Source organism: Ruegeria sp. CDSA246, from assembly GCF_059611225.1.
On sequence record NZ_JBXWPD010000001.1, the window covers coordinates 386,172 to 409,696 of the forward strand.

A 23,525-nucleotide genomic window follows, 5' to 3' on the forward strand; every position below is an offset into this window, starting at 1 on the left:
CATTCCTCGTTATTCCGCGGCCTCTAGGCCGTCGCTTCCCAGTATCGGCAACTGCATCTCGAACACGGCCCCGCCTTGTGGGCTGTTTCGTGCAGTCAGCCTTCCGCCATGGTCGTTCACGATCCCGGAAGAGATGGCAAGCCCCAGACCGACCCCGTCGCCGGGCTGTTTCGTAGTATAGAACGGTTCGAACAGATTTTCGATGTTCTCGATTCCATAGCCGTTATCGCGCACTGTCAGCACCGCCGTATCGCCCGCTGCCAGTATGATTTCGATATCCGGTTCGGATACAGATTTGGTGGCGTCCAACGCATTGCGCAAGAGGTTCACCATCACCTGCTCGATCCGCATCCGATCGCCCATAACTGACACCGGTTCGTCGGGCAGTATCTGGGTGATCTTGACGTGACGCTGGCGCAGTTGCGGCTCCATCATGGACAGCGACGATGCCAGCGCTTCACTAAGATTTACTGGGGAAAACGTATCCGCACCCTTACGCGCGTAGGATTTGAGCTGGCGGGTAATCGCCCCCATCCTTTCGATCAGACCATCGATCCGACCAAAGCTTGCCAACGCCTCCTCAGGCCGGTTCCGACGCAGCAAAAGACGTGCGCCAGCCAGGTAGGTCTTCATTGCAGCCAGGGGTTGATTTAGCTCGTGACTCACGGCCGCCGACATCTCACCCAAAGCGGCCAGTTTCGAGCTTTGCGCCAGCGTCTGTTCGGCAACTTCCAGTGTTTTTTCAACCCTTTCCCGCTCAGCAATTTCCCGCTTTAGCCTTGAGTTCAATGCGCGAAGCTCTGCCGACTCGCGCTGGAACAACGCCATGCGGAACGTGGCTCGACGGCTAAGCGCATAGAAGGCCAGTGCCAGAAGAATCGCAAAACCCATGATCTCGAGCGCGATAACGCTGTTAACCTTTTCCCGAATCGACTCGTAAGTGGTGAACGACGTCATTTTCCATCCCCGGAACGGGATGCGCGTTTCCATCCGCATCACCGCCTCACCCTGCAGATAGGCGTCTGGCGGCAACGCGGTCCAGTCTGTTGTGGCGCGTATTGCCCGCTGAATGGCACCTTGCGCCGGCTGGCGAAGCAACGCGGCGTTCTCTTCAAGCCCCCGCCATTGCGGTTCAGTCGACAGAATGATCGTTCCGGTACTGTCAGTCACCATTACAGCGTCGGAAATACCTGCCCAGGCGCGCTCGAATTTCTGCAGATCGACCTCGACCACGATGACGCCCAGAACGTCGGCATTGGCTTCCATTCGTCTTGAATAGACAAAGCTGTAGCCGCCCGATTCCTTTTCAATCACGGTGAAGATCGTCGAATTCGCCCGCACTGCATCAATGAAATACGGCGAACTCCGGTGTGGTTCTCCCAAGCGAGCACGATCAGTGGCCGCAACAGTTCGCCCGTCCCCGTCAAGCAACATCAGCGAGGCCGCGCCAATCTCTTCGACAAACGAAATCAAACGCTGGGTGGAAAGGGAATAGTCACTGGACTGCAGCGCGGAAATCAACGTCGGGTCGCGTGCTAAAAGCTGCGGAACAATTGCGTTTCGGCGCAGTTCGCTCAGCAAGTTGCCGGAATACAACGCCAGCCGCACTTCGGCCCGGTTTCGTGTTGATTCAGTAAACCGGTCCGTCAGAAGACGGTTGGTTACATAAACCGTGGTGACCGTTGCGATCAAAAGAATGATAATCGCCAAGCGCAGCCGCCAACCCAATGGCGCACCACGAAACGGTTTTGTCAGAAAGGACCAGCCAGAGCGAACTTCGGAACTCATCCCAGAAAGTTACGCGGGCTGGATCATAACCTCAAGTCACGCTGGGGCAAGAACACCAGACAATGCGCGGAACAATGCCGTTCCGTCCGTTCCACCATGGCCGTCATCCGCCGCACGTTCAGGGTGTGGCATCATTCCCAGCACCCGGCGATTTTCAGACAGAATACCGGCGATATCCCCGACCGAGCCGTTCGGATTCTCGGTATAGGTGAACGCGACCCGATCCTGATCCTGCAGTTTGGCCAGTGTGGCGTCATCCGCAAAATAGTTACCGTCATGGTGCGCGATTGGAATACCGATCACATCGCCCGCATTGTAACCTTCGGTGAACGCGCTGTCGCTGGTTTCCACCTTCAGACCGACCGTGCGGCAAATGTATTTCAAACCGGCATTGCGCAGCAAAGCGCCCGGCAGGATGCCGGTTTCAGTCAATATCTGAAACCCGTTGCAGACACCAATGGCATAACCGCCACGTTTGGTATGTTCGACCACGGCTTTGCAGATCGGTGACTGCGCAGCAATGGCGCCGCAGCGCAGGTAATCGCCGTAGGAAAAGCCACCCGGAACGCCGACGATATCCACACCTTCAGGCAGCGCGGCGTCCTTGTGCCAGACCATATCGACCTCAAAACCTGCCTGTTCGAAAGCGACGGCAAGATCCCGGTCACAGTTTGAGCCTGGGAATACGATGACAGCTGCGCGCATGGCGGGGCCTCCGGGGATAAGGTTCAGACCAGTTCGATTTCGTAGCGTTCGATGACCGTGTTGGCCAACAGCTTTTCGCACATCTCGGTGATGTCCGCCTCGGTCGCGCCTTCGGCCAGCTCAAGATCGATCACCTTGCCCTGCCGCACGCCTTCGACCTGATCAAAGCCCATGGCACCCAATGCGTGACGCACCGCCTCACCCTGCGGGTCGAGGACCCCGTTTTTGAGCATCACATGCACACGTGCTTTCATTCTCGCAACTCCAGCTGAGGGCCGATATTGTCGGCCCGTTCCGTTGCGCGGGGATAACGTGCTGAAAGGCGTTCGACAACCCTTCTTGAAGTGGGCAGATGACCGCACTTATGCCCGCTACCCGCCACCCCCGGAAATCAGACCAGGATAGTGCGCGTCAATTGCATTGAACGTGCCTGTCAAAACCATCTCGATTGCGACCGCCACAAGTATGAGAGCCATGACACGCGTGATGACATTAATCATCGTCATCCCCAATAAGCGCGAGATCGGATCGGCGAACAACAAGCCTAAGCCAACGATCAAACAAGCGATTACGATTGCCGTGCCAAGCGTCACCACTTCGGCACCATCGCTAAGCGTATGAGAGTAGACGATTGTTATCGCAATAGTGCCGGGCCCAATAGTCAACGGAATTGCAAGCGGTACAACGGCGATGTTTTCTTTTTTCTTATGCCCCTCCTCCACAGCTTGCTGATCCCCTTGTGGCCTGTCCGACGCGTTCAGCATCGACATACCAATACCGAAGATGATCAGACCCCCGGCAATACGGAACGAGGGTATGTCGATCCCGAACACAGCCAGGATCTCTTCTCCGATCACAACCGCTATCAGACCGATAATAATCACCGTACCCGTCACGATAAACGCTACCCGCCGGCGTTCGGGGGCCGAATACCCTTTCGTCATGCTAAGAAAAATCGGGATGCCGTAGAGCGGGTTGAAAATCGCCAGAAGGGCTGCAAGGAACTTTAGAAAAACTGCCTGATCAAACAATTCGGCCATGTATAGCGCTACTCTCGTTTTCCTATTTGCCCGACAATGCCGGACAACCGGCAATCCTGTCAAACCGCCAGATACAAAGAAAAAAGCACCGCTTTGAGTATAGCAGTGCTTTTGATAAAATCCGGTTCGCCCGTGTGATCAGTTGATCAGCGTGGGCTTAGCGACGTTGCTTTTCGGCAATACGCCCAGCCGGCGTGCAACTTCGGAATATGCGTCCGTCAGGCTACCCAGATCGCGGCGGAATACGTCTTTGTCCAGCTTTTGACCGGTTTCGATATCCCACAGGCGGCAACTGTCGGGGCTGATTTCATCAGCCACGATCAAACGCTGGAAATCCCCGTCGTAAACGCGACCGATCTCGATCTTGAAATCGACCAGACGAATGCCGACAGCCAGCATCATGCCGCTCATAAAGTCATTGACGCGCAGCGCGAGGCTCAGGATATCGTCCATGTCCTGTTGGCTGGCCCAGCCAAAAGCGGCGATATGTTCCTCGGTGACCAGCGGATCACCCAACGCGTCGTCTTTGTAGCAATACTCGACAATCGGGCGCGGCAGTTGCGTCCCTTCGGCAATGCCCAAACGTTTTGACATTGTTCCCGCCGCATAGTTGCGAACGATGATTTCAAGCGGAACAATCTCGCAATTGCGCACCAATTGCTCACGCATGTTCAGGCGACGGATGAAGTGGGTCGGAACACCAATCTGGTTGAGGCCAGTCATGAAGAACTCGCTCAGACGGTTGTTCAACACGCCCTTTCCGTCGATGACATCTTTCTTTTCCGCATTGAACGCGGTGGCATCATCCTTGAAATACTGGACAATGGTGCCGGGTTCCGGGCCTTCATACAGAATTTTGGCCTTACCTTCGTAGATCTTTTTGCGACGCGCCATGAGCGACCTTTCCAGTCCGGGGCGAGGGAATGAGTCCCTTCGCGTTGGCGCCCTCATAGTCCAAGCCCCCCTTTCCCGCAAGTTCAGCGGACCGAGAGGCTTTGACGCAGCGCAATTCCCTTGCACAGGCGCTCAGCTATAGTCATATCATCAATAAAGAAGATGTAATCTATGAGGTCCGCAACCAATGACCACTTTTGACGAACGCGAAAACGCTTTTGAGGCTAAATTCGCCCATGACGAGGAAATGCAGTTCAAAGCACAGGCGCGCTGCAACAGATTGCTAGGTCTCTGGGCCGCAGAAAAGATGGGCAAGTCCGGCGAGGACGCCGAAGCCTATGCCAAAACCGTAGTAATCGCCGATTTCGAAGAGGCCGGGCACGAAGATGTCGTGCGCAAGGTCGCCGGAGATTTGGGCGCGTTGTCGTCCGATGAGGAAATCCGCGCAAAAATGGCCGAGCTATTGCCTGAAGCCAAAGCGCAGGTCCTGAGCGAAACCGAATAAAAAAACACTCGGCTCATGATCTTCATGAGTTTTATGAATTTGATTTGATGCCCCGGTCATGAGACACGGGGCGTCTGAATTTTTAACGGCCCTATTCGGCTATTTGGGAATACCCCCATGACAAATGCGCTCAATAAACTTCTGGAAACAAATGATGCTTTGCTGGCCGATGGTGCCACAGGCACGAACTTGTTCAATATGGGCCTGCAATCAGGTGACGCGCCCGAACTGTGGAATGTCGAAGCACCGGACAAAATCCGCGCTTTGTACCAGGGTTCGGTTGACGCAGGCAGCGACCTGTTTCTGACCAACACCTTTGGCGGCACATCCGCGCGCCTGAAACTGCACGACGCCCAGAACCGGGTTGGTGAGTTGAACCGGATCGGGGCCGAACTGGGCCGTGAAGTGGCGGACAAATCCGGGCGCACCATTGTTGTTGCAGGCTCTGTTGGTCCGACCGGTGAGATCATGGAACCTATTGGCAGCCTGTCCCATGCCGGCGCCGTTGAGATGTTTCACGAGCAAGCCGAAGCGCTGAAAGAAGGTGGTGCGGACGTTCTATGGGTCGAAACCATCAGCGCACCAGAGGAATTCAAAGCAGCGGCGGAAGCTTTTGCGCTGGCCGACATGCCCTGGTGTGGCACCATGAGCTTTGACACTGCCGGACGTACCATGATGGGTGTAACGTCGGCCGATCTGGCCCAACTGGTCGAAACCCTGCCTAATCCGCCAATCGCATTTGGGGCCAACTGCGGCACCGGTGCGTCAGACATCCTGCGTACTGTGCTTGGATTTGCGGCTCAGGGAACGGAACGTCCGGTGATTTCCAAAGGCAACGCGGGTATCCCGAAATATGTCGATGGCCATATCCACTATGACGGCACGCCTGAATTGATGGGGCAGTACGCCGCGATGGCACGGGATGCGGGTGCCACGATCATCGGCGGGTGCTGTGGCACCATGCCAGATCACCTGCGCAAAATGCGTGAGGCACTGGATACAACCAGCCGCGGGACACGTCCGACGCTGGATCAGATCACGGATGCTTTGGGCCCGTTCTCTTCAGCTTCGGACGGTACCGGAGACGATGCGGCAGTGCCCGAACGGCGCAATCGCCGCCGGCGTCGCGCTTAAACTATTCAACGCCCCTCGAATTTCGGGGGGCGTTTTTCCATGAAGGCTACTACCCCTTCGGCAAAGTCGCGCGAACGGCCACAGTAGCCCTGCAAATGCGCCTCCATCTCCAGTTGCTGCGGCAGAGTGTTGTCGTAAGTTCCGCGGATTGCCTGTTTGATCGCGCCAAACGCGGTGGTCGGTCCGTTTGCCAGATAGGCAGCTCGCTTGCGCCAATGCGCGTCGAAATCGTCGTCAGCCACCGCTTCCCAGATCATGCCCCATTCGTCCGCTTGTCTGGCACTGACTTTGTCGGCAAACAGTGCCGCCCCCATGGCTTTGGCGAACCCCATCTGTCGTGGCAGGAACCATGTGCCGCCCGCATCTGGCATCAAGCCGATACGGGAAAACGCCTGCAGGAAATACGCGCTTTCAGTCGCAATCACCACATCTGCGCTGAGCGCAATGTTCGCCCCGGCCCCGGCTGCTGGTCCGTTGACCGCGGCGATGGTTGGCACCGGACAGTTGTAGATGGATTCCAACATCGGATCGTATTCGTCGCGTAGCGTACGTTCCAGATCAATCCGGCCCGTGCTGGAAGAATCGCCCAGATCCTGACCCGAGCAGAAGGCACCCCCTGCCCCCGTCAGCACGATGGCCCGCGTATGCCGGGCCGCATGTGTCATCGCATGGGTGACCTCGGCCCGCATCTGTGCGGTCAGCGCGTTCATCTTGTCTGGTCGGTTCAGGGTTACCACTGCCAGATTGTCAGTGATTTCCAGCAGTATAGCCTCATAATCCATGTAGTCCTCTCCCCATGCTCACGGCATTAGGGAACCCTGACTCAATTCAAGACGAAGGGAAAGAAATACGGTGGGTCAGTCGTCAAGAATTTGGCGCAGGCGTTCTTTCTCAGATTCGCTGAGGCCGTCCTTGACTTCAGTGCCCACCGCCTGAGATCGGTTGCGTAAAAAACTCCAGCCTATCACGGCGGCGATCAACAGCATGATCGGACCGGCCAGCCATAGCATCAGGTTCGCCCCCGTAACCGTAGGCTTTAACAGAACGTATTCACCGTAACGATCCACGATAAAATCGACCGCTTCCTCATCGGTATCGCCCGCGACCAGCCGTTCGCGCAGCAACAAACGTAGATCGCGGGCAAGTTCGGCATTGCTTTCGTCGATGCTTTCGTTGCGGCAGACAAGGCAGCGCAGGCCGGTGCTCAGGTCACGCGCGCGTTGCTCCAGGACCGGGTCCTCCAGTACCTCGTCTGGCTGCACCGCAAACAAGGGCGATGCGATCAGGGCGAAAATCAGGATCAGACGCTTCATTCCGCCGGTACTCCACCCGAGGGTGCTTTGCGCGCACCCGCTGCCACCCGGAACCTGCGGTCAGTCAAGCTCAGAAGCCCGCCTAATGCCATCAGGATACATCCGCCCCAGATCCAGTTGGCCAGAGGTTTGATGTAAGTCCGCATGACCCAACCACCATCGGCTTGCTGGTCCCCTATCACGACATAGAGGTCGCCCCAAAAGCGATAGTCGATCGCCGCCTCGGTAGTAGGCATCCGGGCAACGGGGTAATTGCGTTTCTCGGGATGCAGCGTGCCCATAGATCGACCGCTCTTTTCAACCTGAACATCCGCAGTGGTTGAAAAATAGTTCGGCCCTTGCACGTTGCGGACATTTTCAAGCGTCAGTGTGAACTGCCCAACTTCAAACGGCTGACCGGGCTGCGCAACGCGGATATCTTCAACCTCCCACGCGGTCAGACCGGCAATGGCAAAGATGGTTACTCCAAGCCCGGTATGAGCCACCGCTTTACCCCAGTCCGCGCCCGGCAAGCGGAACAGACGTTGGATGCTGCCCTTGCGACCGGTGCGGCTCCATAAATCAACGGCCGCACCTAAAGTGATCCAGGCCCCAAGAAACAGTCCGATCGGCCCAAGGGCGCTGCGTCCGGTCTGCATAACCCAGACCAACAGGGCCAACGCGACCGACAAGATGAACACATAGCGCAGGGAATAGGCCGTCTTGCCCAATTTGCCTCGCTTCCATGGCAACATGGACCCTATCGGCAACGCGATACCTAGGGCGACCATAAAGGGCGTGAAGGCCGCATTGAAGAATGGCGCGCCGACCGAGAGCTTACGGTCGAACGCCATCTCTGCCACCATCGGCCACATCGTTCCGAAGAATACCACGAAACAGCTGACCGCCAGCAGGATGTTATTTAGAATCAACGCGCTTTCGCGGCTAACCACGCTGAACACACCCTTTGCCTCCATCGCTTGCGCGCGGGCCGCGAACAGGGTCAGTGCGCCACCGATGAAGAGCACCAGAATGATCAGGATAAAGACGCCGCGTTCCGGGTCATTTGCAAAGGCATGCACAGAAGTCAGCAAGCCCGACCGCACGATGAATGTCCCGATCAGCGAGAAGCCGAATGCGATGATCGCCAAAAGGATGGTCCAGCTTTTCAACGCTTCGCGTTTTTCCACGACGATGGCGGAATGCAACAGCGCGGCGGCCAAAAGCCATGGCATGAACGAGGCGTTTTCCACCGGGTCCCAGAACCAGAAACCGCCCCAACCCAGCTCGTAATAGGCCCACCATGATCCCAGAGCGATGCCAATGGTCAGGAATATCCACGCGGCAAGGGTCCACGGACGCACCCAGCGGCCCCATGCGGCATCAACGCGCCCTTCGATCAGGGCGGCGACGGCAAAGCTGAAGGCCATGCTAAGCCCCACATAACCCAGATACAGGAACGGCGGATGGAAGGCCAAGCCGGGATCCTGCAACAACGGGTTCAGATCACGACCATCGAACGGGGCGACAATCAGCCGGTCAAACGGGTTCGATGTGAACAGGATGAACGCGAAAAAGGCGACCGCAATCATCGATTGAACCGATAGAACGCGCGCTTTCAATGTCGGTGGCAAGCCACCCCCAAAAAAAGCAGCCATCGCTCCGAACAATGACACGATAAGAACCCACAACAGCATCGAGCCCTCGTGGTTTCCCCATGTCCCGCTGATCTTGTACAGCATCGGCTTGGCCGAATGGCTGTTCTCGACGACCACACGCAGGGAAAAGTCCGAAGTCACGAATGCCCAGACCAAGGCTCCGAACGAGAAAGAAACCAGCAAGAACTGGACGATTGCGGCGGGTTCCGCGACCCCCATCCAGCCGACCCAACGTTTGGCTGCGCCGATCAAGGGAACGATCGACTGCACGATTGCGACGAGGAAGGCGAGGATCAGGGCGAAATGGCCAAGTTCTGTAATCATGCCCCAGATATAATCCTGTTGCGTGACCAGCACCAATCACTTTCGCCCCCTTGCCGCGAACATAGTGTCGCGGGTCAGCCGGTCCTTTTGCGCCGCCATGTCTCTAACGCAAGGTTTTCGTCAGGTTTTATTACGGCTGCTGTTAGTGCCGCGTCGGGGCCGGATTTGGCCACGCCCACGCCGTCGCTACGCATCTCAGCCAGCGCCTTTAGGCTTTCAAGCACCTGCGGAGTGCGCATCATGGTGGCCGAAATTTCGCGTTGCAATTCTTGCACCTTGGCCTGATGCCGCGCGCCGAAATAGAAGGACACGATCACCCCCAGCAACCACCACAACGGCTCGGGTACCAGGGCGATCCCCTGCATACGCGCCGAAAACCAGATCGGATCGACCATCGCCGCCACAAAAAGACCAAGCGTTCCCAGTGCCATCGCGGGCCTGGGCAGGCGGTTAAGACCGTCGATAAACCGATCAAACGGAGCTTTTCCAGAGCCCTGAAATTCTGCCCCGAACTGACTGACAGCCTGCCGTCGAATCTGCAAACCCCTCTCGGCGCCGCTTTCTGCATTTTCCCGAAAGACCTCGGCGGTTTCTCGTATGATGTTGCGCTCGTTTCCAAACAGAAAAGCCAAAATACCCGAGATCAATCCCATCGTGAAACCCTCTTTTGAAACTCTGTGTCCGTCAGGTGATAGGAAGGTGAAACAAACTCTTCCGCCCGCCGGATCCAGCCTCCTTTACCGCCCGCCCTACTGCGCGCGAATTTCCGGGACGCGGGCCTTCGATCCGCAAGACGGAAGTAATAGTTGCGGCGTGCAACCCCATAGGCATCTGCAAAGGTAACCGGGTCAGACTTGGCCGCGCTTCGGCATGCCCGAGCTGTCTGTGGCCCAACAACCCCGTCCACCACCACGTCGAAACCCATTTCGCGCAACAATCGCTGCAGAATGCGGACTGCCTGCGCACCAGCATTGACATACATGTCGAACACCGAGGGTTGGACTATCTGAGGCAACAGTCTCAGGCGCGGAAGCTCAAAATAATGTCGGACGAAAATATCAATGGCCTGCGCTTTGCTGAGCCTTCGAACATCCGTCCGGTCCACCACTCCATCACCGGACAAATCCAGACCCAGACGCCGCATGGTATGAACGGTCACACCATAGTTTGTCGCGCCGCCCGGATCATCCCGGTCATCTACGAACCCACCCTCACGCCCCACGATCTCAATCGCAATTTGCCGAACCGTCTGCATCGGACCCTCCGCCTGTGATTGCGTAAAGGCTCGGGCAAATTAGTTAACCCGTGGCAATGAAAAAGGGCGCTGTGTGCCATGTGCACGCAACGCCCCTGTTTGAAGTTAGGTATCAGGCCCGGATCAGCCTCCGTCGACCTCTTTATAGACACCCTGTTCCTTCAGGGCATCGACGACCTCTTTCGGCATATAGGTTTCATCGTGTTTGGCAAGAATTTCAGTGGCTTCGAAAACGCCGTTTACGTAAGATCCGGTGCCGATCATCCCCTGATTCTCCGAGAACAGGTCCGGCAGAACTCCAGTGAATGCCACTGGAACGCTTTCGCCGCCATCGGTTACAACAAATCGCACTGTCTCTCCCTGCCCACGCACAATCGAGCCCTCTTCGACCAGTCCGCCAATCCGAAACACTTCGGTCGGCTTCGGGGGCTCGGCGATCACCTCGCTGGGCGAACGGAAGAAATTGATGCCATCCCGCATGGCATACCCAATCAACGCCGTCGACAGCGCCAATGCGACAGCGGCCAAAACAATGACCTGAATACGACGACGTTTCTTGAGCGTTTTCATACCGTCCTCACGGGAACAAGGGGGCCATCATCAGGCCCCGGGTTTCATCCTCACCTAACATCAGGTTGGCGTTCTGCAAGGCTTGCCCGCTGCTACCTTTTGTCAGGTTATCCAATGCTCCGATCACTATGGCCCGGCGTTCGATCCGGTCGGCGACCACGCCGATATGGCAGAAGTTCGATCCCCGCACATGGTGGGTCGAAGGCGCCTCACCAAAAGGCAGCATCTGGATAAAGGGTTCGTCTTCATAAGCCTTGGCCAATGTCTCGTACACGCTGGCCGGATCGCCCTTCACGTATGTTGTCGCCAGAATACCGCGGTTGGCCGGGATCAGATGTGGCGTAAACTGAACGTGCACTGTGCGCCCGGCGAGCGCCGAGAATTCCTGATCGAACTCACCCAAATGGCGGTGCGTGCCGCCAATCGCGTAGGCGTTGTATCCTTCGCTCAACTCTGCATGCAGCAAGTTTTCCTTAAGCGACCGCCCTGCCCCTGACACCGCACATTTCAGGTCCAAAACAATGTCATCCAGATCAATGACGCCGGTCGAAATCAGCGGGCGCAGCACGTACTGACCAGTCGCCGCATTGCAGCCGGTTCCGGCTACAAGGCGCGCATTGCGGATCTCATCCCGATAGAACTCAGTCAGGCCATAGACGGCCTCTTCCTGTTGCTCTAAGGCCGTATGAGGGTTCCCGTACCACTTTTCGTATTCGTCCGGATCACGCAGCCGGAAATCAGCGGACAGGTCCACGATTTTAAGTGTCTTGGGCAGGTCGCGAATGACCACCTGGCTGGTTTTGTGCGGCAAGGCACAGAAACAAAGGTCGACTTTCGAGAAATCGATTTCGGAGATTTTGCACAGATCCGGCAAGTCCATGTGCCGCAGATGCGGAAAGACCTGCGCCATCGACTGACCGGCCTTTCGCTCGGCGGCCAGCGCGACGATGTCCATATTCGGGTGTTCGGCGATCAGCCGCACCAGTTCAGCGCCGGTATAACCAGATGCGCCCAGAATTGCGATTCTATGGGTCATGTGAGACCTCTTGTTTCAGTGTGACACGGGATACGATCGCCGGTGTGACGGTCGTTGAACTACGGGATCAAACAGGCTGCGTCCTTGACCTAAGTCAGGCGGCCTGAAAGGTGATTTGTCGTCGGAGGAATTGCGTCGCCCTGTCGCTGACAAACGCGGGCTTGCCGGTGGTCAGAAAGCCACCGTCGCCGTCACCCTGCATTCTCGGATGCCGTTGCAAGTAATCCGCTAGGCTTTCGGCGACCAAATCACCCTGACTGTACACCTGAACATCCGGCCCAAGAGCCCGCTGGAAGGTTTCGGCCATCAGCGGGTAATGGGTGCAACCCAGAATCGCCGCCTGCGGTTCGGGCATCTTGCGTTTCAGCGCATCCACATGCGACCGAACCAACGCTTCAGCGAGGATCATGTCACCGTCTTCGATGGCATCCACGACACCTCCACAGGCCTGCGCCTCGACATCGACACCGATGGCTCGAAACGCCAGTTCCCGCTGAAAGGCCCGACTGGACACTGTGGCAGGCGTCGCAAACAGGGCCACGTGCTTGACCGCAACCTCACGAGGCGGACTGTTATCGCCCCACTGCCGTTCCGTCAGCGCCTCAATAAGCGGAACAAACACGCCAAGCACGCGCTTGCCTTCGGGCACACCCTCTTCCTGCATCCGGCGCAATGCGGCCGCGCTGGCGGTATTGCAAGCCAGAATCACAAGATCACAACCACGGTTCCACAGATCGTTCACGGCTCTGCGTGTCAGGTCATAGATATTTTCAGCGTCCCGCACGCCATAGGGCGCGTGTGCGCTGTCCGCGAAATATAGAAAATCTACGTCGGGCAGACGTTTCTGCGCGGCGTTCAGGACGGTCAGACCGCCCAATCCGGAATCAAAGATGCCTACTGCCATTTGCCCCTTTAGGCGCGATGCCGTTCCTCAAATTCATAGCCGTAGTCATAAGACTTCAGCGGCTTTGGGGACAGCTCATACGTGGCTTTGCGCAAGAAATCCATCATCTTGCGTTTGTCGGTGGCTAACGGGTCCAAAACGTCGCGGGAAATCGGCTCACCGATGACCACTTTTACCGGCGTATCGACGCGCTTTTTGAACTCTTTGATCAGCAACCCCATGCGCAAAGTGTTGTGCAGATGGCTGGCAATCTGGAACAGGCGCGAGGTGTGACCGTCAAAGAAAACGGGCACTACGGTAGCCTCGGATTTGGCCACCATCCTTGCAGTAAACCCACGCCACCCCGGATCCATCGGATGTGAGAACGGCTTTACGCCCGTGCTCACCGTGCCACCCGGAAATATCCCAATGGCACCGCCATCACCCAGATAGTTCAGCGCGGTTTTCCGGGTTTCAATATTCTGCTTCATCGCCTCTTTCGTTTCTTCAAACGATATAGGCAAGACAATGTTGTCCAAGTCTTCGGCCTTGCGAAACACGTGGTTCGCCAGAATGCGAAAATCTCCGCGCGTTTCGGACAAGATATGCCCCATCATCATCCCGTCCAGAATACCATATGGATGGTTGGCAATCAGGATCAGTGGCCCGGTTTTGGGAATGTTGGACAAAGACCCGCTGACCACGTCCAGCGTAAGCCCGTACCTCTCAACCATGACCGACCAGAAATCACGCCCGTCGGCCACTTCTTTTTCATACCCGTCTGCACGCTTAATCAGGCGCATGCGACCCGTTGTGTTCTCCATCAACTTAATAACCATACGCCCGCCTTTGGTTTCGGCGGAATAGGCATAAGAGATGTCACGAGCAACGTGGCGGCGCGAGGGCATTTCGAACTCCGATACTTGGCACCTGCTAGATAGTACCAAGTAACATTTTTGCCTAGCTATCGTGACAGGCTTGTGACGGATTATTCGGCCGCCGCTTGCATTTCTGGACCGCCATTTCGAATGGTCGCCAACAGTTCTTCGCGCCTTTTTGCGGCCTTAGCCTCGTTTTCAAGTAGAACCGGGCCAAAACCCTTGATCTCTAGTGGCAACTTGGCCAAAGCAACAACCGCATCCTTGGTTTGTGGTGTAACCAAGGGCGTTATCTCTTTGAGATCATGTTCATATTGCCGGATCAAGGCGCGCTCCATCCGTCTCTCGGTGCTGTAGCCAAAGATATCCCATGGAGTACCACGCAGGCCTTTCAACCTGGAAAGCAACTTCAACGGACCCAACATCCACTCTCCGAATGCCCGCTTGCGTGGCCGGCCTTCTGCATCCTTCCCACCCAATATCGGTGGCGCAAGGTGCAGGGTCATCTTGAAGTCGCCGTCAAACTCGGCCTCTGCCTGTTCGCGACTGCGAAGCAACAGACGCGCAACTTCGTATTCATCCTTGTAAGACAATAGCTTATGATACCCTCTTGCGACGGCCTCTTTGACGGTATCATCCTCGAAGCTATCGACAAGCTTACGATAACGCTTTGCCAGACGGGCGCCTTGGTAGTCGGTCAGGTGCTGCGCACGGAATTCAATCAGCTGTTCCAGAGTTTTTGGCAGCTCGGTCACCTGAGGGTTCAAAATCGCGGTGACATCTTCCGGATGCAGAACGGCCCAACGGCCAATATCAAAGGCGCGTTTGTTGCGCTCAACCGCGGTCCCGTTCAACTCGATCGCCTGTAACATCGCTTCATGGCTGATCGGTAACAAACCACGCTGCCAGGCCGCTCCCAAGACCATCATGTTGGAGTAAATCGAGTCGCCCATCACCGCGCGTGCCAGATCGGTGGCGTCGAACAGCGACAGACCCTCTTTCAACCGCGCCTGCAGCGCAAGCTCTAGTCGATCGCCGGGGATTTGGAAGTTGGTGTCGCGGGTAAAGTCGCCCGTGACGGTTTCATGGCTGTTTACCACGGCACCAGTTTGTCCGGTGCGAGTCAGTCCAAGCGTTTTGGCCCCAGCGGACACAACAAGGTCGCCCCCAATCAGCGCATGTGCCTCGCCCGTGGCCACACGAATGGCACTGATGTCCTCGGGCCGGTTGGCCAGACGGCAATGTATGTGCACCGCGCCGCCTTTTTGGGCCAGACCCGCCATCTCCATCATCCCGGCGCCCTTGCCGTCGATCTGAGCTGCTTGCGCCATCACAGCGCCCAGAGTGACCACGCCAGTCCCGCCAATGCCAGTAATGACAACGTTATGTGTACCGTTGATCGTCGGCAGAACGGGCATCGGCAAGTCCGGCAAATCGATCTCGGTCGTGGCCTCTTTGCGGATCTTGGCCCCTTCCAATGTCACGAAAGACGGGCAAAACCCTTTCAGGCAAGAGAAATCCTTGTTGCAGCTGGACTGGTCGATAGCGCGCTTGCGCCCCAACTCGGTCTCTTTCGGAACGATCGAGACGCAGTTCGACTGAACCCCGCAATCGCCGCACCCCTCACAGATGTCCGAGTTGATGAACACGCGCTTGTCTGGATCCGGGAACGTACCCCGCTTGCGACGGCGACGCTTTTCTGCCGCGCAGGTCTGAACGTAGACGATGACCGAAACGCCTTCGATCTCGCGGAATTTCTTCTGCACGTTCATCAGCTCGGCGCGTTCAAAGGTTTCCACGCCAGACGGCATTGCCTTGAAGTTCACGTCTTCTTTTTCATCGTAAACCACGGCCACATGCTGAACGCCCATGGCCTTGACCTCGGCCACGATCCGCTCTGCGCTCAGATCACCTTCGTTATCCTGCCCGCCCGTCATGGCGACGGCATCATTGAACAGGATTTTGAAGGTGATGTTGGTTCCTGCCGACAGCGCCGCTCGGATCGATTGAACGCCCGAGTGGTTGTATGTCCCGTCACCTAGGTTCTGAAACACGTGATCGGTCGTCGAGAACGGCGCTTCGCCGATCCAGTTCGCACCCTCTCCGCCCATCTGGGTGAACCCGGTGGTTTCCCGATCCATCCACTGCACCATGTAGTGACAGCCGATCCCCGCATAGGCTCGGCTGCCGTCGGGCAGTTTGGTCGAACTGTTATGTGGGCAGCCCGAGCAGAAATACGGCAAACGCGTTGCAATCTCTTCTGCATTATCCGCCCGGCGCGCCTCGGATAGCTTGGCCATTCCAGCGCGCACCCCGTCAGTATCGCGCCCTTCCTCAATCAGGATATCGCCCAGTTTTTCGGCGATCATGATCGGATCCAGCGCGCCGCGTGTCGGGAACAGTTCTTCACGATGCAAGGTACCGGCCCCGCCCTTGTACCAGCCGTAGACGCGACGCCCGCGGCGGTCGTCAAAGATGGCCTCTTTGACCTGAACCTCGATCAGCTTTCGTTTTTCTTCAACGATTACAATCAGGTCCAATCCTTCGGCCCAGTCATGGAAACCCGCCATATCCAGCGGGAATGTCTGACCAATCTTGTAAGTCGTAATGCCCAGGCGCTCGGCCTCGGCCTCATCAATATTCAGCAATGACATGGCGTGCGTCAGGTCCAGCCAATTCTTGCCGGCCGCTACAAACCCGATTTTCGCGCCCAGTTTGCCCCAGACGCGCTTGTCCATCTTGTTGGCATGCGAGAACGTCTCGGCCGCGAAACGCTTATAGTCAATGACCCGCCCTTCCTGTAGGTGCGGTGTATCACCCAACCGAATGTTCAAACCGCCTTCGGGCATGTCGAATTCGGGAACCACCACGTTCATGCGATCCGGGCTGCCATCCACGACCGAGGTAACCTCGATCGTGTCTTTCATTGTCTTCAGCCCTACCCAGACGCCTGCAAACCGGCTGAGTGCGAACCCGTAGATGCCATAGTCCAAAATTTCCTGCACACCAGCAGGGCTAACCACAGGCATGTACATGTCGACCAAAGACCATTCAGACTGATGCAACACGGTCGAGCTTTCGCCGGTATGGTCGTCACCCATGGCCATCAGAACGCCGCCATGTTTGGCGGTTCCGGCCATGTTCGCGTGACGCATCACGTCGCCGGAACGGTCCACTCCCGGACCCTTGCCGTACCAAAGTCCAAAGACGCCGTCGAACTTGCCGTCACCGCGCAACCCGGCCTGTTGGCTACCCCATAATGCTGTGGCGGCCAAATCTTCGTTCAGCCCGAACTGAAAGGTCACATCGCTTTCAGCCAGATGTTTCTGGGCTCGCATCATCTGTTGATCTACAGCCCCAAGGGGCGAGCCGCGGTATCCGGTCACAAGACCTGCGGTATTCAGACCCGCCTCATTGTCCCGTGCCTTCTGCATCAACATAAGACGCACCAGCGCCTGTGTGCCGTTCAAAAGAACGGGGTTTTTCTCAAGATCGAACCGGTCGTTTAGCGATATTTGTGGCTGACTCATCGGACGCCTCCCCTCGTCAGATCAGTGTGCTTCATTCATACGCATTTTAGGTCAAAAAAGCTGACCTGTATAGGACCTACCAGTCTGTTATTGTAACGTTTCAACAGTTTGAATGTAGAACTTGTTACCTATTTCATATAGGGCTTCGGAAGGATAACGAAAGTTGCGGCGATGGATTGGGACAAGTTAAGGATATTTCACGCGGTTGCAGATGCCGGCAGCCTGACACATGCGGGGGACAAGCTAAATCTGTCCCAATCCGCGGTCAGTAGGCAGATCCGCGCGCTTGAAGAGTCGCTTGATTCGACGCTTTTTCACCGCCACGCCCGCGGCCTGATTCTAACCGAACAGGGTGAGCTGCTGTTCGACGCAACTTCTGCCATGTCAAAACGTCTGGATGCGGCCGCCGCCCGCATTCGCGACAGCGAAGAAGAAGTGTTCGGAGTTCTGCGCGTTACCACCACGTTTGGCTTTGGCACACTCTGGCTAGCACCACGCCTTCCGAAACTATACGAGCAATACCCCGATCTAAATATCGACCTGATGCTGGAAGAGCGTGTTCTCGACCTGCCGATGCGCGAGGCCGATGTCGCCATCCGCATGAAAGAACCCAGCCAAGCCGATCTGGTTCGAAAACGCCTGATGACCGTGCAAATGCAGCTTTATGCTACGCCGGAATACCTGGAAGAACGCGGCAGCCCGGAAAGTCCCGAAGACATCTCGAAACACAGGTTGATCTGCCAGACACCCTCGGCCCCGCAGGTCGGCGCAAGCGCGATGATGGTTCGGCACCTGATGACCTACAATCCGACCTCGCTGTTGACGGTGAACAACTATTTCGGTGTTTTGCAGGGTGTTTTGCACAACCTCGGCATCGGTGTGTTGCCGGATTACGTGACCCATGACTTTCCGCATCTGCAGTCGATCCTGTCGGATATCGAAACCGCCGATGTCCCGGTTTATCTCGCCTACCCCGAGGAACTGCGCCATTCCAAACGCGTCGCGGCATTCCGCGACTTTGTTCAGGATGAGATCATTGCGCAGCGCAAGCAGTTGAAGCAGATGGGAAAACTGTAGCTATGCACCAGTGGCATAGCGGCAATGACCTACGATCAGTCTATAAAACCTTGATAGTACACAAACCGCCCCCTAAATGAGCAATCGAAGGCGATGATGCTGTAACGCTCATCATCTTCACCTCCCTGTTGGACTACGGCCGAGCTTAGTGCTCGGCCTTTTTTTTGCCCGCAACACTAAATTCATATCCGAATGGGTGAAACATCTGGGAAAATCCTACACTTAAGCCTATGATCACGAAAAAATCATCAAGACTTATGGTCGAGGACAGATTCGATGTTTCACCTCACTCGCCTGTTAATGGCGTTCCTCTCTATTGCGCTATTATCTGGGCCAGCACTTGCCCAGGTCACTAGTACCTCTAGTGCACCGACTACCGTCACAATTCCCGAGGATCTGACGCCCGAACAAGTCGATGACATGGTCGCACGTATGTCCGACGACCAGGTTCGCGCGATCTTGTTGGAGCGTCTGGACGCGGTTGCGGAAAAAAACGCCGCCGAAGCGGAAGAACGCGAAGACCCAATCACGGAAATCAATGAGATTTGGGCCGAAATGGTGGCGTCGTGGACACAGGTTATCGTCACTGTACCGAACATCTTCAGTGCGCAAGCCGACGCTTTCAAAAACTTTTCAGCAACTTTTGGTACAACCGGCGCATTTACCCTGTTGGGCCTGATCCTCAGTGTACTTGTCGTCGGCTTCCTCGCGGAAAAGCTGTTCGAATTCCTTACTCGGCGGTGGCACGAACATGCTGAAGTTGGGGATGAAAATGACCTTTGGGGCGCCGTCAGTTACCTGTTTCGCCGTTTTTGCCGCGAGATCGCGGGATTGGTCGTGTTCTATGTCGTCATCCGCGCGGTTGGTCGTGGGCTTCTGACTCCGGAACAAATCACCTACGCGGCACCCTTCGTTTTTTACCTGATCTGGATTCCGCGCTTGGGCGCAGCGGCCTCGCGGTTCGTACTTGCACCAAGCAAACCACACTACCGGCTGGTGAATATCGATGATCACTGGGCAAAATACCTACACCGCAACCTGATCGGTCTGCTTATTTTGGTCGGTTTCACGCTGTTCCTGCTTCATTTCAACAGGCTGAACGGCATTACCAGCGGCGAAACACGCATTGGTTTCTGGCTGAACGCAGCGATCCATATCTATATCGGCGTCATCGCCTGGACCGCGCGCGAAGGCCTGTCTCAGATGATGTTGGGTACCGACCCTGATCATTCCAAATTTGATGAGGAAGTCGCCCACTACTACCCCTACTTCGCAATCGGCGTGTCGGCGGTAATCTGGCTGCTGGTCGAGTTTATCGTAGCGCAACGCAATCCCTCGTCTTTGGCGCTGCTGGTCAAGGGGGCGCATTTCACCACCATGGCTTGGCTGCTGATCGCACCTGCCTTGGATACGCTGATACGTGGGTTGGTTCGCCATCTGCAACCGCCTATGCTTGGCGAAGGCCCGGTGGCCGAGCGCGCATACAAGTCTACTAAACGCAGTTATATCCGGATTGGTCGGGTTTTGGCCGGCATTCTTGTCATCCTGATGATCGCCAGGGCATGGGATCTCGACCTCAGTGAAATCGCGGGTGGTGGGGATGAATCCGGTAGCAAGGTCATCCAGTTCTTCATCATCATTGCTGTTGGCTACATCCTGAACGAGGTCGTTTCGCTTTGGATCAACCGTCGCCTTGCGAAAGAGCAAACTGCGGTTGAACAAAGTGCCGATCAAGAAGCGGGCGAAGGCGGCGGTTCTGGTGGATCACGTCTGGCGACGGTTCTGCCCCTGCTGCGCGTGACAGCTCAGGTCGCGATTGCGGTGATATTTGTCCTGCTGGCGCTTGGCGCGCTGGGTCTGGATATCACACCGCTGCTGGCTGGTGCTGGTATTCTAGGCCTGGCTATCGGCTTTGGTGCGCAGAAACTGGTCTCTGACATTGTCGGCGGGATCTTTTTCCTGATCGACGATGCGTTCCGGGTAGGTGAATATGTCGATATCGGCGGCACCATGGGAACGGTCGAAAAGATCTCGATCCGCTCCATGCAATTGCGCCACCACCGCGGTCTGGTTCATACCATCCCATATGGTGAGATTCAGAAGATCACCAACTTCAGCCGCGACTGGGTCATCATGAAGCTGAAGTTCACCGTGCCCTTCGATACCGATCCGAACAAGGTGAAGAAAATCTTCAAGAAGATCGGCGCCGAGATGATGGAGGATGAGGTTCACAAGGACGGCTTCCTGCAGCCCTTCAAATCTCAGGGTGTGTTCGACTTTGACGATGTAGGCATGATCATCCGCGGTAAGTTCATGGCAAAACCGGGCAAGCAGTTCACCTTGCGCAAAGAGATCTTCAATCGGGTCAAAGCCGCCTTCAAGGAAAACGGCATCGACTTTGCCCGTCGCGAAGTTCGCGTCGCTATTCCGGGGCTGGATGATGCCGAAAATCTGACCGAGGAGCAAAAGGCAGCCGTTGGCGCTGCGGCTGCAGATGCGTCCAAGGCGCAAAACCCGGCCTAGCGGCATCGGTTCAGTCGCTGATTGGACACTGACTGACACCCTCATTTTCAAAACAACAGACGGAACCGGCCCAATCGCCGGTTCCGTTTTTTACTTTCACAATTGGCCTGCGCTGACTTGACCCTTTCCACAGACGGCACCTTGCCCTAAAAGGCCGGCAATCCCGGCCAACCTGGACAAGGACAAACGATGCAAGAGCCCGCCATCACCCCGGATCTGATTGCCGCACACGGGCTGAAGCCCGACGAATACGATATGATCCTCGAAATCATCGGGCGCGAGCCGACATTTACCGAACTCGGCATCTTTTCGGCCATGTGGAACGAACATTGTTCCTACAAATCGTCCAAGAAATGGCTGCGCACCTTGCCCACCTCCGGGCCTCAGGTGATCTGCGGACCGGGCGAAAACGCAGGTGTGGTCGATATTGGCGACGGGCAGGCAGTGGTGTTCAAGATGGAAAGCCACAACCACCCTTCATACATCGAACCCTATCAGGGCGCGGCCACAGGCGTTGGCGGCATCTTGCGTGACGTCTTTACCATGGGCGCGCGGCCTATCGCATCCATGAACGCGCTATCCTTTGGTGAGCCCGGCCACCACAAAACCCGCCAACTGGTCAATGGTGTGGTCGAAGGCATCGGCGGCTACGGCAACTGTTTCGGAGTACCATGTGTTGGCGGTGAAGTTCGTTTCCACCCAGCGTATAACGGCAACTGTCTTGTAAACGCCTTTGCCGCCGGATTGGCCGACAGCGACAAGATTTTCTACTCGGCAGCCTCCGGCGTTGGTATGCCCGTCGTCTATCTGGGTGCAAAAACTGGCCGCGATGGCGTTGGCGGTGCAACCATGGCCTCGGCCGAGTTCGATGACACCATCGAAGAAAAGCGCCCCACTGTTCAAGTTGGCGACCCGTTCACTGAAAAGCGCCTGATGGAGGCGACGCTGGAGCTGATGCAGACGGGTGCCGTGATCTCGATCCAGGATATGGGGGCGGCTGGTCTGACCTGTTCTGCCGTTGAGATGGGCGACAAGGGCGGTCTGGGTGTGCGTCTGGATCTGGAAAACGTTCCCCAGCGCGAAGAGGATATGACAGCCTATGAGATGATGCTGTCTGAATCTCAGGAACGCATGCTGATGGTCCTCAAGCCCGAGCTTGAAGCCGAAGCCCGCGCCGTGTTCGAAAAATGGGACCTGGACTTCGCCATCGTCGGCGAAACCATCGCCGAAGACCGCTTCCTGATCCTTCACAACGGCGAAGTCAAAGCCGATCTGGTCCTGTCCAAGCTGTCCTCGACGGCGCCGGAATATGACCGCCCATGGGAAGCCACGCCAGAAGCCGAAGAACTGGCTGAAGTCCCGCAAATCGACCCGATCGACGGTCTGCGCGCCCTGCTCGCTTCGCCAAACTACGCAGGCAAGCAGTGGGTTTATGAGCAGTACGACACCATGGTCATGGCCGACACCGCCCGCACGCCGGGTCTGGGCGCAGGCATGGTCCGCGTGCACGGCACTGACAAGGCGCTCGCCTTCACCAGCGACGTAACCCCGCGCTATGTCCGCGCCAACCCAGTTGAGGGCGGCAAGCAGGCTGTGGCCGAGGCCTACCGCAACCTGACCGCTGTTGGGGCCAACCCATTGGCGACCACCGACAACCTGAACTTCGGAAACCCCGAAAAGCCCGAGATCATGGGCCAGTTCGTCGGCGCGATCCAAGGCATCGGCGAAGCCGTAGCCGCGCTGGATATGCCCATCGTGTCGGGCAACGTGTCGCTCTATAATGAAACTGATGGTCAGGCGATCCTGCCGACCCCAACCATTGGCGCGGTCGGCTTGCTGAACCACACGGACGACATCATCGGCAACGAGGTTCGCGAAGGTCATGTGGCACTGGTAATCGGCGAAACCAACGGCCACCTTGGCCAATCCGCCCTGCTGGCCGAAGTGTTCAACCGCGAAGACGGCGACGCGCCGCATGTCGATCTGGACGCAGAAAAACGCAATGGCGAGTTCATCCGCGCCAACCGTGAGATGATCAAGGCCTGCACCGATCTGGGTGACGGTGGTCTGGCGCTGGCAGCCTTTGAGCTGGCGGAATCCGCAGGCGTCGGCGTTCACCTTGATGAGGCCTCGACCGAGTTCCTGTTCGGCGAGGATCAGGCCCGTTATCTGGTTGCTTGCAACTTTGATCAGGCCGAGGCGCTGATGATCGCTGCTGGTCAGGCAGGCGTCCCTCTGGTTTCCGTTGGTCGGTTCACTGGCGATAGCATTCGGGTTGGCAACTCTGAGGCCGCGTTAGAGGATCTGGCTACCACGTTCCGCACCAGCTTTGCTGAGGCCGTCGCATAACACCGAAGCAATCTTTGCAAAATGAAACCTGCGCCTGCCCCGGTGCAGGTTTTGTTGTTTCAGAGCCCCTATCCTCCCCTTGCA

20 protein-coding genes are annotated in these 23,525 nt (G+C 56.7%); 5 read left to right on the forward strand and 15 right to left on the reverse strand.

Translation table 11 applies throughout. The annotated features are described in order from the left end of the window. Nucleotides 1-9: 9 nt before the first annotated feature. From AC2FI9_RS01940 to purC, 5 genes are all read right to left on the reverse strand, one after another. Nucleotides 10-1,788, reverse strand: coding sequence for a sensor histidine kinase (locus AC2FI9_RS01940; RefSeq protein WP_496739934.1), 1,779 nt, complete (start codon nt 1,786-1,788; stop codon nt 10-12). Nucleotides 1,789-1,824: 36 nt separating this feature from the next. Further along, nucleotides 1,825-2,493, reverse strand: coding sequence for a phosphoribosylformylglycinamidine synthase subunit PurQ (purQ, locus tag AC2FI9_RS01945; protein WP_496722696.1), 669 nt, complete (start codon nt 2,491-2,493; stop codon nt 1,825-1,827). A gap of 23 nt (nt 2,494-2,516) precedes the next feature. Next, nucleotides 2,517-2,747: a phosphoribosylformylglycinamidine synthase subunit PurS gene (purS, locus tag AC2FI9_RS01950; RefSeq protein WP_109311572.1), complete on the reverse strand. Its 231-nt coding sequence runs from the start codon at nt 2,745-2,747 to the stop codon at nt 2,517-2,519. Nucleotides 2,748-2,864: 117 nt separating this feature from the next. Further along, complete coding sequence (locus tag AC2FI9_RS01955; protein WP_496722693.1) at nt 2,865-3,533, reverse strand: MarC family protein; 669 nt, start codon at nt 3,531-3,533, stop codon at nt 2,865-2,867. Nucleotides 3,534-3,671: 138 nt separating this feature from the next. Beyond that, nucleotides 3,672-4,427, reverse strand: coding sequence for a phosphoribosylaminoimidazolesuccinocarboxamide synthase (purC, locus tag AC2FI9_RS01960; RefSeq protein WP_058271542.1), 756 nt, complete (start codon nt 4,425-4,427; stop codon nt 3,672-3,674). Between the two features lie 187 nt (nt 4,428-4,614). Here purC and AC2FI9_RS01965 point away from each other — a divergent pair, with 187 nt between their 5' ends. Together AC2FI9_RS01965 and bmt are read left to right on the forward strand one after the other, a co-directional pair. Next, entirely contained in the window at nt 4,615-4,932 is a 318-nt protein-coding gene (locus tag AC2FI9_RS01965; RefSeq protein ID WP_496765068.1) for a DUF1476 domain-containing protein, read from the forward strand. Nucleotides 4,933-5,049: 117 nt separating this feature from the next. Further along, entirely contained in the window at nt 5,050-6,066 is a 1,017-nt protein-coding gene (bmt, locus tag AC2FI9_RS01970) for a betaine--homocysteine S-methyltransferase (protein WP_496765071.1), read from the forward strand. Nucleotides 6,067-6,071: 5 nt separating this feature from the next. Here the strand turns inward: bmt and AC2FI9_RS01975 are convergent, their stop codons facing one another. The 10 genes from AC2FI9_RS01975 to AC2FI9_RS02020 form a co-directional block, all read right to left on the reverse strand. Further along, nucleotides 6,072-6,848: an enoyl-CoA hydratase-related protein gene (locus AC2FI9_RS01975; protein ID WP_496765073.1), complete on the reverse strand. Its 777-nt coding sequence runs from the start codon at nt 6,846-6,848 to the stop codon at nt 6,072-6,074. A gap of 75 nt (nt 6,849-6,923) precedes the next feature. Next, entirely contained in the window at nt 6,924-7,379 is a 456-nt protein-coding gene (locus AC2FI9_RS01980; protein ID WP_496739930.1) for a cytochrome c-type biogenesis protein, read from the reverse strand. Next, nucleotides 7,376-9,340, reverse strand: coding sequence for a heme lyase CcmF/NrfE family subunit (locus tag AC2FI9_RS01985; RefSeq protein ID WP_496765353.1), 1,965 nt, complete (start codon nt 9,338-9,340; stop codon nt 7,376-7,378). Before AC2FI9_RS01985 ends, AC2FI9_RS01980 begins: the two co-directional genes overlap by 4 nt. Nucleotides 9,341-9,414: 74 nt before the next feature. Further along, nucleotides 9,415-9,993 carry a holin family protein gene (locus tag AC2FI9_RS01990; RefSeq protein WP_496765075.1) on the reverse strand — a complete coding sequence of 193 codons (579 nt, stop codon included), beginning with the start codon at nt 9,991-9,993 and terminating at the stop codon, nt 9,415-9,417. Next, nucleotides 9,984-10,595, reverse strand: a complete 612-nt coding sequence (locus AC2FI9_RS01995; protein WP_496765078.1) for a holin-associated N-acetylmuramidase — start codon at nt 10,593-10,595, stop codon at nt 9,984-9,986. Before AC2FI9_RS01995 ends, AC2FI9_RS01990 begins: the two co-directional genes overlap by 10 nt. A 123-nt stretch (nt 10,596-10,718) precedes the next feature. After that, on the reverse strand, nt 10,719-11,165 hold the full coding sequence (gene ccmE / locus AC2FI9_RS02000; protein ID WP_496739927.1) for a cytochrome c maturation protein CcmE: 447 nt from the start codon (nt 11,163-11,165) through the stop codon (nt 10,719-10,721). 7 nt (nt 11,166-11,172) lie between these two features. Continuing rightward, nucleotides 11,173-12,201: an N-acetyl-gamma-glutamyl-phosphate reductase gene (gene argC, locus AC2FI9_RS02005; RefSeq protein ID WP_496765081.1), complete on the reverse strand. Its 1,029-nt coding sequence runs from the start codon at nt 12,199-12,201 to the stop codon at nt 11,173-11,175. Nucleotides 12,202-12,295: 94 nt separating this feature from the next. Next, nucleotides 12,296-13,105 carry a glutamate racemase gene (murI, locus tag AC2FI9_RS02010; protein ID WP_496739925.1) on the reverse strand — a complete coding sequence of 270 codons (810 nt, stop codon included), beginning with the start codon at nt 13,103-13,105 and terminating at the stop codon, nt 12,296-12,298. A gap of 8 nt (nt 13,106-13,113) precedes the next feature. Continuing rightward, nucleotides 13,114-13,992, reverse strand: a complete 879-nt coding sequence (locus AC2FI9_RS02015; protein ID WP_496765084.1) for a lysophospholipid acyltransferase family protein — start codon at nt 13,990-13,992, stop codon at nt 13,114-13,116. Nucleotides 13,993-14,072: 80 nt separating this feature from the next. Beyond that, nucleotides 14,073-17,492, reverse strand: a complete 3,420-nt coding sequence (locus AC2FI9_RS02020; RefSeq protein ID WP_496765087.1) for an indolepyruvate ferredoxin oxidoreductase family protein — start codon at nt 17,490-17,492, stop codon at nt 14,073-14,075. A 171-nt stretch (nt 17,493-17,663) separates the two neighbouring features. On the opposite strand from AC2FI9_RS02020, the gene AC2FI9_RS02025 reads away from it, so the two are divergent. The 3 genes from AC2FI9_RS02025 to purL all read left to right on the forward strand — a co-directional run bounded on the left by AC2FI9_RS02025 (nt 17,664) and on the right by purL (nt 23,441). Continuing rightward, nucleotides 17,664-18,569 carry a LysR family transcriptional regulator gene (locus AC2FI9_RS02025; RefSeq protein WP_058271530.1) on the forward strand — a complete coding sequence of 302 codons (906 nt, stop codon included), beginning with the start codon at nt 17,664-17,666 and terminating at the stop codon, nt 18,567-18,569. A 276-nt stretch (nt 18,570-18,845) separates the two neighbouring features. Further along, the gene (locus AC2FI9_RS02030) at nt 18,846-21,092 is read left to right on the forward strand and encodes a mechanosensitive ion channel family protein (protein WP_496765090.1); all 2,247 of its coding nucleotides are present in this window, start codon (nt 18,846-18,848) and stop codon (nt 21,090-21,092) included. Between the two features lie 189 nt (nt 21,093-21,281). Continuing rightward, the gene (purL, locus tag AC2FI9_RS02035) at nt 21,282-23,441 is read left to right on the forward strand and encodes a phosphoribosylformylglycinamidine synthase subunit PurL (RefSeq protein ID WP_496765093.1); all 2,160 of its coding nucleotides are present in this window, start codon (nt 21,282-21,284) and stop codon (nt 23,439-23,441) included. Nucleotides 23,442-23,525 lie beyond the last annotated feature (84 nt).

Excerpts from the sequence above, each read along its gene's own strand:
- AC2FI9_RS01940 (WP_496739934.1), bottom strand. The coding sequence starts at position 1,788 with ATGAGTTCCGAAGTTCGCTCTGGCTGGTCCTTTCTGACAAAACCGTTT.
- purQ (WP_496722696.1), bottom strand. The coding sequence starts at position 2,493 with ATGCGCGCAGCTGTCATCGTATTCCCAGGCTCAAACTGTGACCGGGAT.
- purS (WP_109311572.1), bottom strand. The coding sequence starts at position 2,747 with ATGAAAGCACGTGTGCATGTGATGCTCAAAAACGGGGTCCTCGACCCG.
- AC2FI9_RS01955 (WP_496722693.1), bottom strand. The coding sequence starts at position 3,533 with ATGGCCGAATTGTTTGATCAGGCAGTTTTTCTAAAGTTCCTTGCAGCC.
- purC (WP_058271542.1), bottom strand. The coding sequence starts at position 4,427 with ATGGCGCGTCGCAAAAAGATCTACGAAGGTAAGGCCAAAATTCTGTAT.
- AC2FI9_RS01965 (WP_496765068.1), top strand. The coding sequence starts at position 4,615 with ATGACCACTTTTGACGAACGCGAAAACGCTTTTGAGGCTAAATTCGCC.
- bmt (WP_496765071.1), top strand. The coding sequence starts at position 5,050 with ATGACAAATGCGCTCAATAAACTTCTGGAAACAAATGATGCTTTGCTG.
- AC2FI9_RS01975 (WP_496765073.1), bottom strand. The coding sequence starts at position 6,848 with ATGGATTATGAGGCTATACTGCTGGAAATCACTGACAATCTGGCAGTG.
- AC2FI9_RS01980 (WP_496739930.1), bottom strand. The coding sequence starts at position 7,379 with ATGAAGCGTCTGATCCTGATTTTCGCCCTGATCGCATCGCCCTTGTTT.
- AC2FI9_RS01985 (WP_496765353.1), bottom strand. The coding sequence starts at position 9,340 with ATGATTACAGAACTTGGCCATTTCGCCCTGATCCTCGCCTTCCTCGTC.
- AC2FI9_RS01990 (WP_496765075.1), bottom strand. The coding sequence starts at position 9,993 with ATGGGATTGATCTCGGGTATTTTGGCTTTTCTGTTTGGAAACGAGCGC.
- AC2FI9_RS01995 (WP_496765078.1), bottom strand. The coding sequence starts at position 10,595 with ATGCAGACGGTTCGGCAAATTGCGATTGAGATCGTGGGGCGTGAGGGT.
- ccmE (WP_496739927.1), bottom strand. The coding sequence starts at position 11,165 with ATGAAAACGCTCAAGAAACGTCGTCGTATTCAGGTCATTGTTTTGGCC.
- argC (WP_496765081.1), bottom strand. The coding sequence starts at position 12,201 with ATGACCCATAGAATCGCAATTCTGGGCGCATCTGGTTATACCGGCGCT.
- murI (WP_496739925.1), bottom strand. The coding sequence starts at position 13,105 with ATGGCAGTAGGCATCTTTGATTCCGGATTGGGCGGTCTGACCGTCCTG.
- AC2FI9_RS02015 (WP_496765084.1), bottom strand. The coding sequence starts at position 13,992 with ATGCCCTCGCGCCGCCACGTTGCTCGTGACATCTCTTATGCCTATTCC.
- AC2FI9_RS02020 (WP_496765087.1), bottom strand. The coding sequence starts at position 17,492 with ATGAGTCAGCCACAAATATCGCTAAACGACCGGTTCGATCTTGAGAAA.
- AC2FI9_RS02025 (WP_058271530.1), top strand. The coding sequence starts at position 17,664 with ATGGATTGGGACAAGTTAAGGATATTTCACGCGGTTGCAGATGCCGGC.
- AC2FI9_RS02030 (WP_496765090.1), top strand. The coding sequence starts at position 18,846 with ATGTTTCACCTCACTCGCCTGTTAATGGCGTTCCTCTCTATTGCGCTA.
- purL (WP_496765093.1), top strand. The coding sequence starts at position 21,282 with ATGCAAGAGCCCGCCATCACCCCGGATCTGATTGCCGCACACGGGCTG.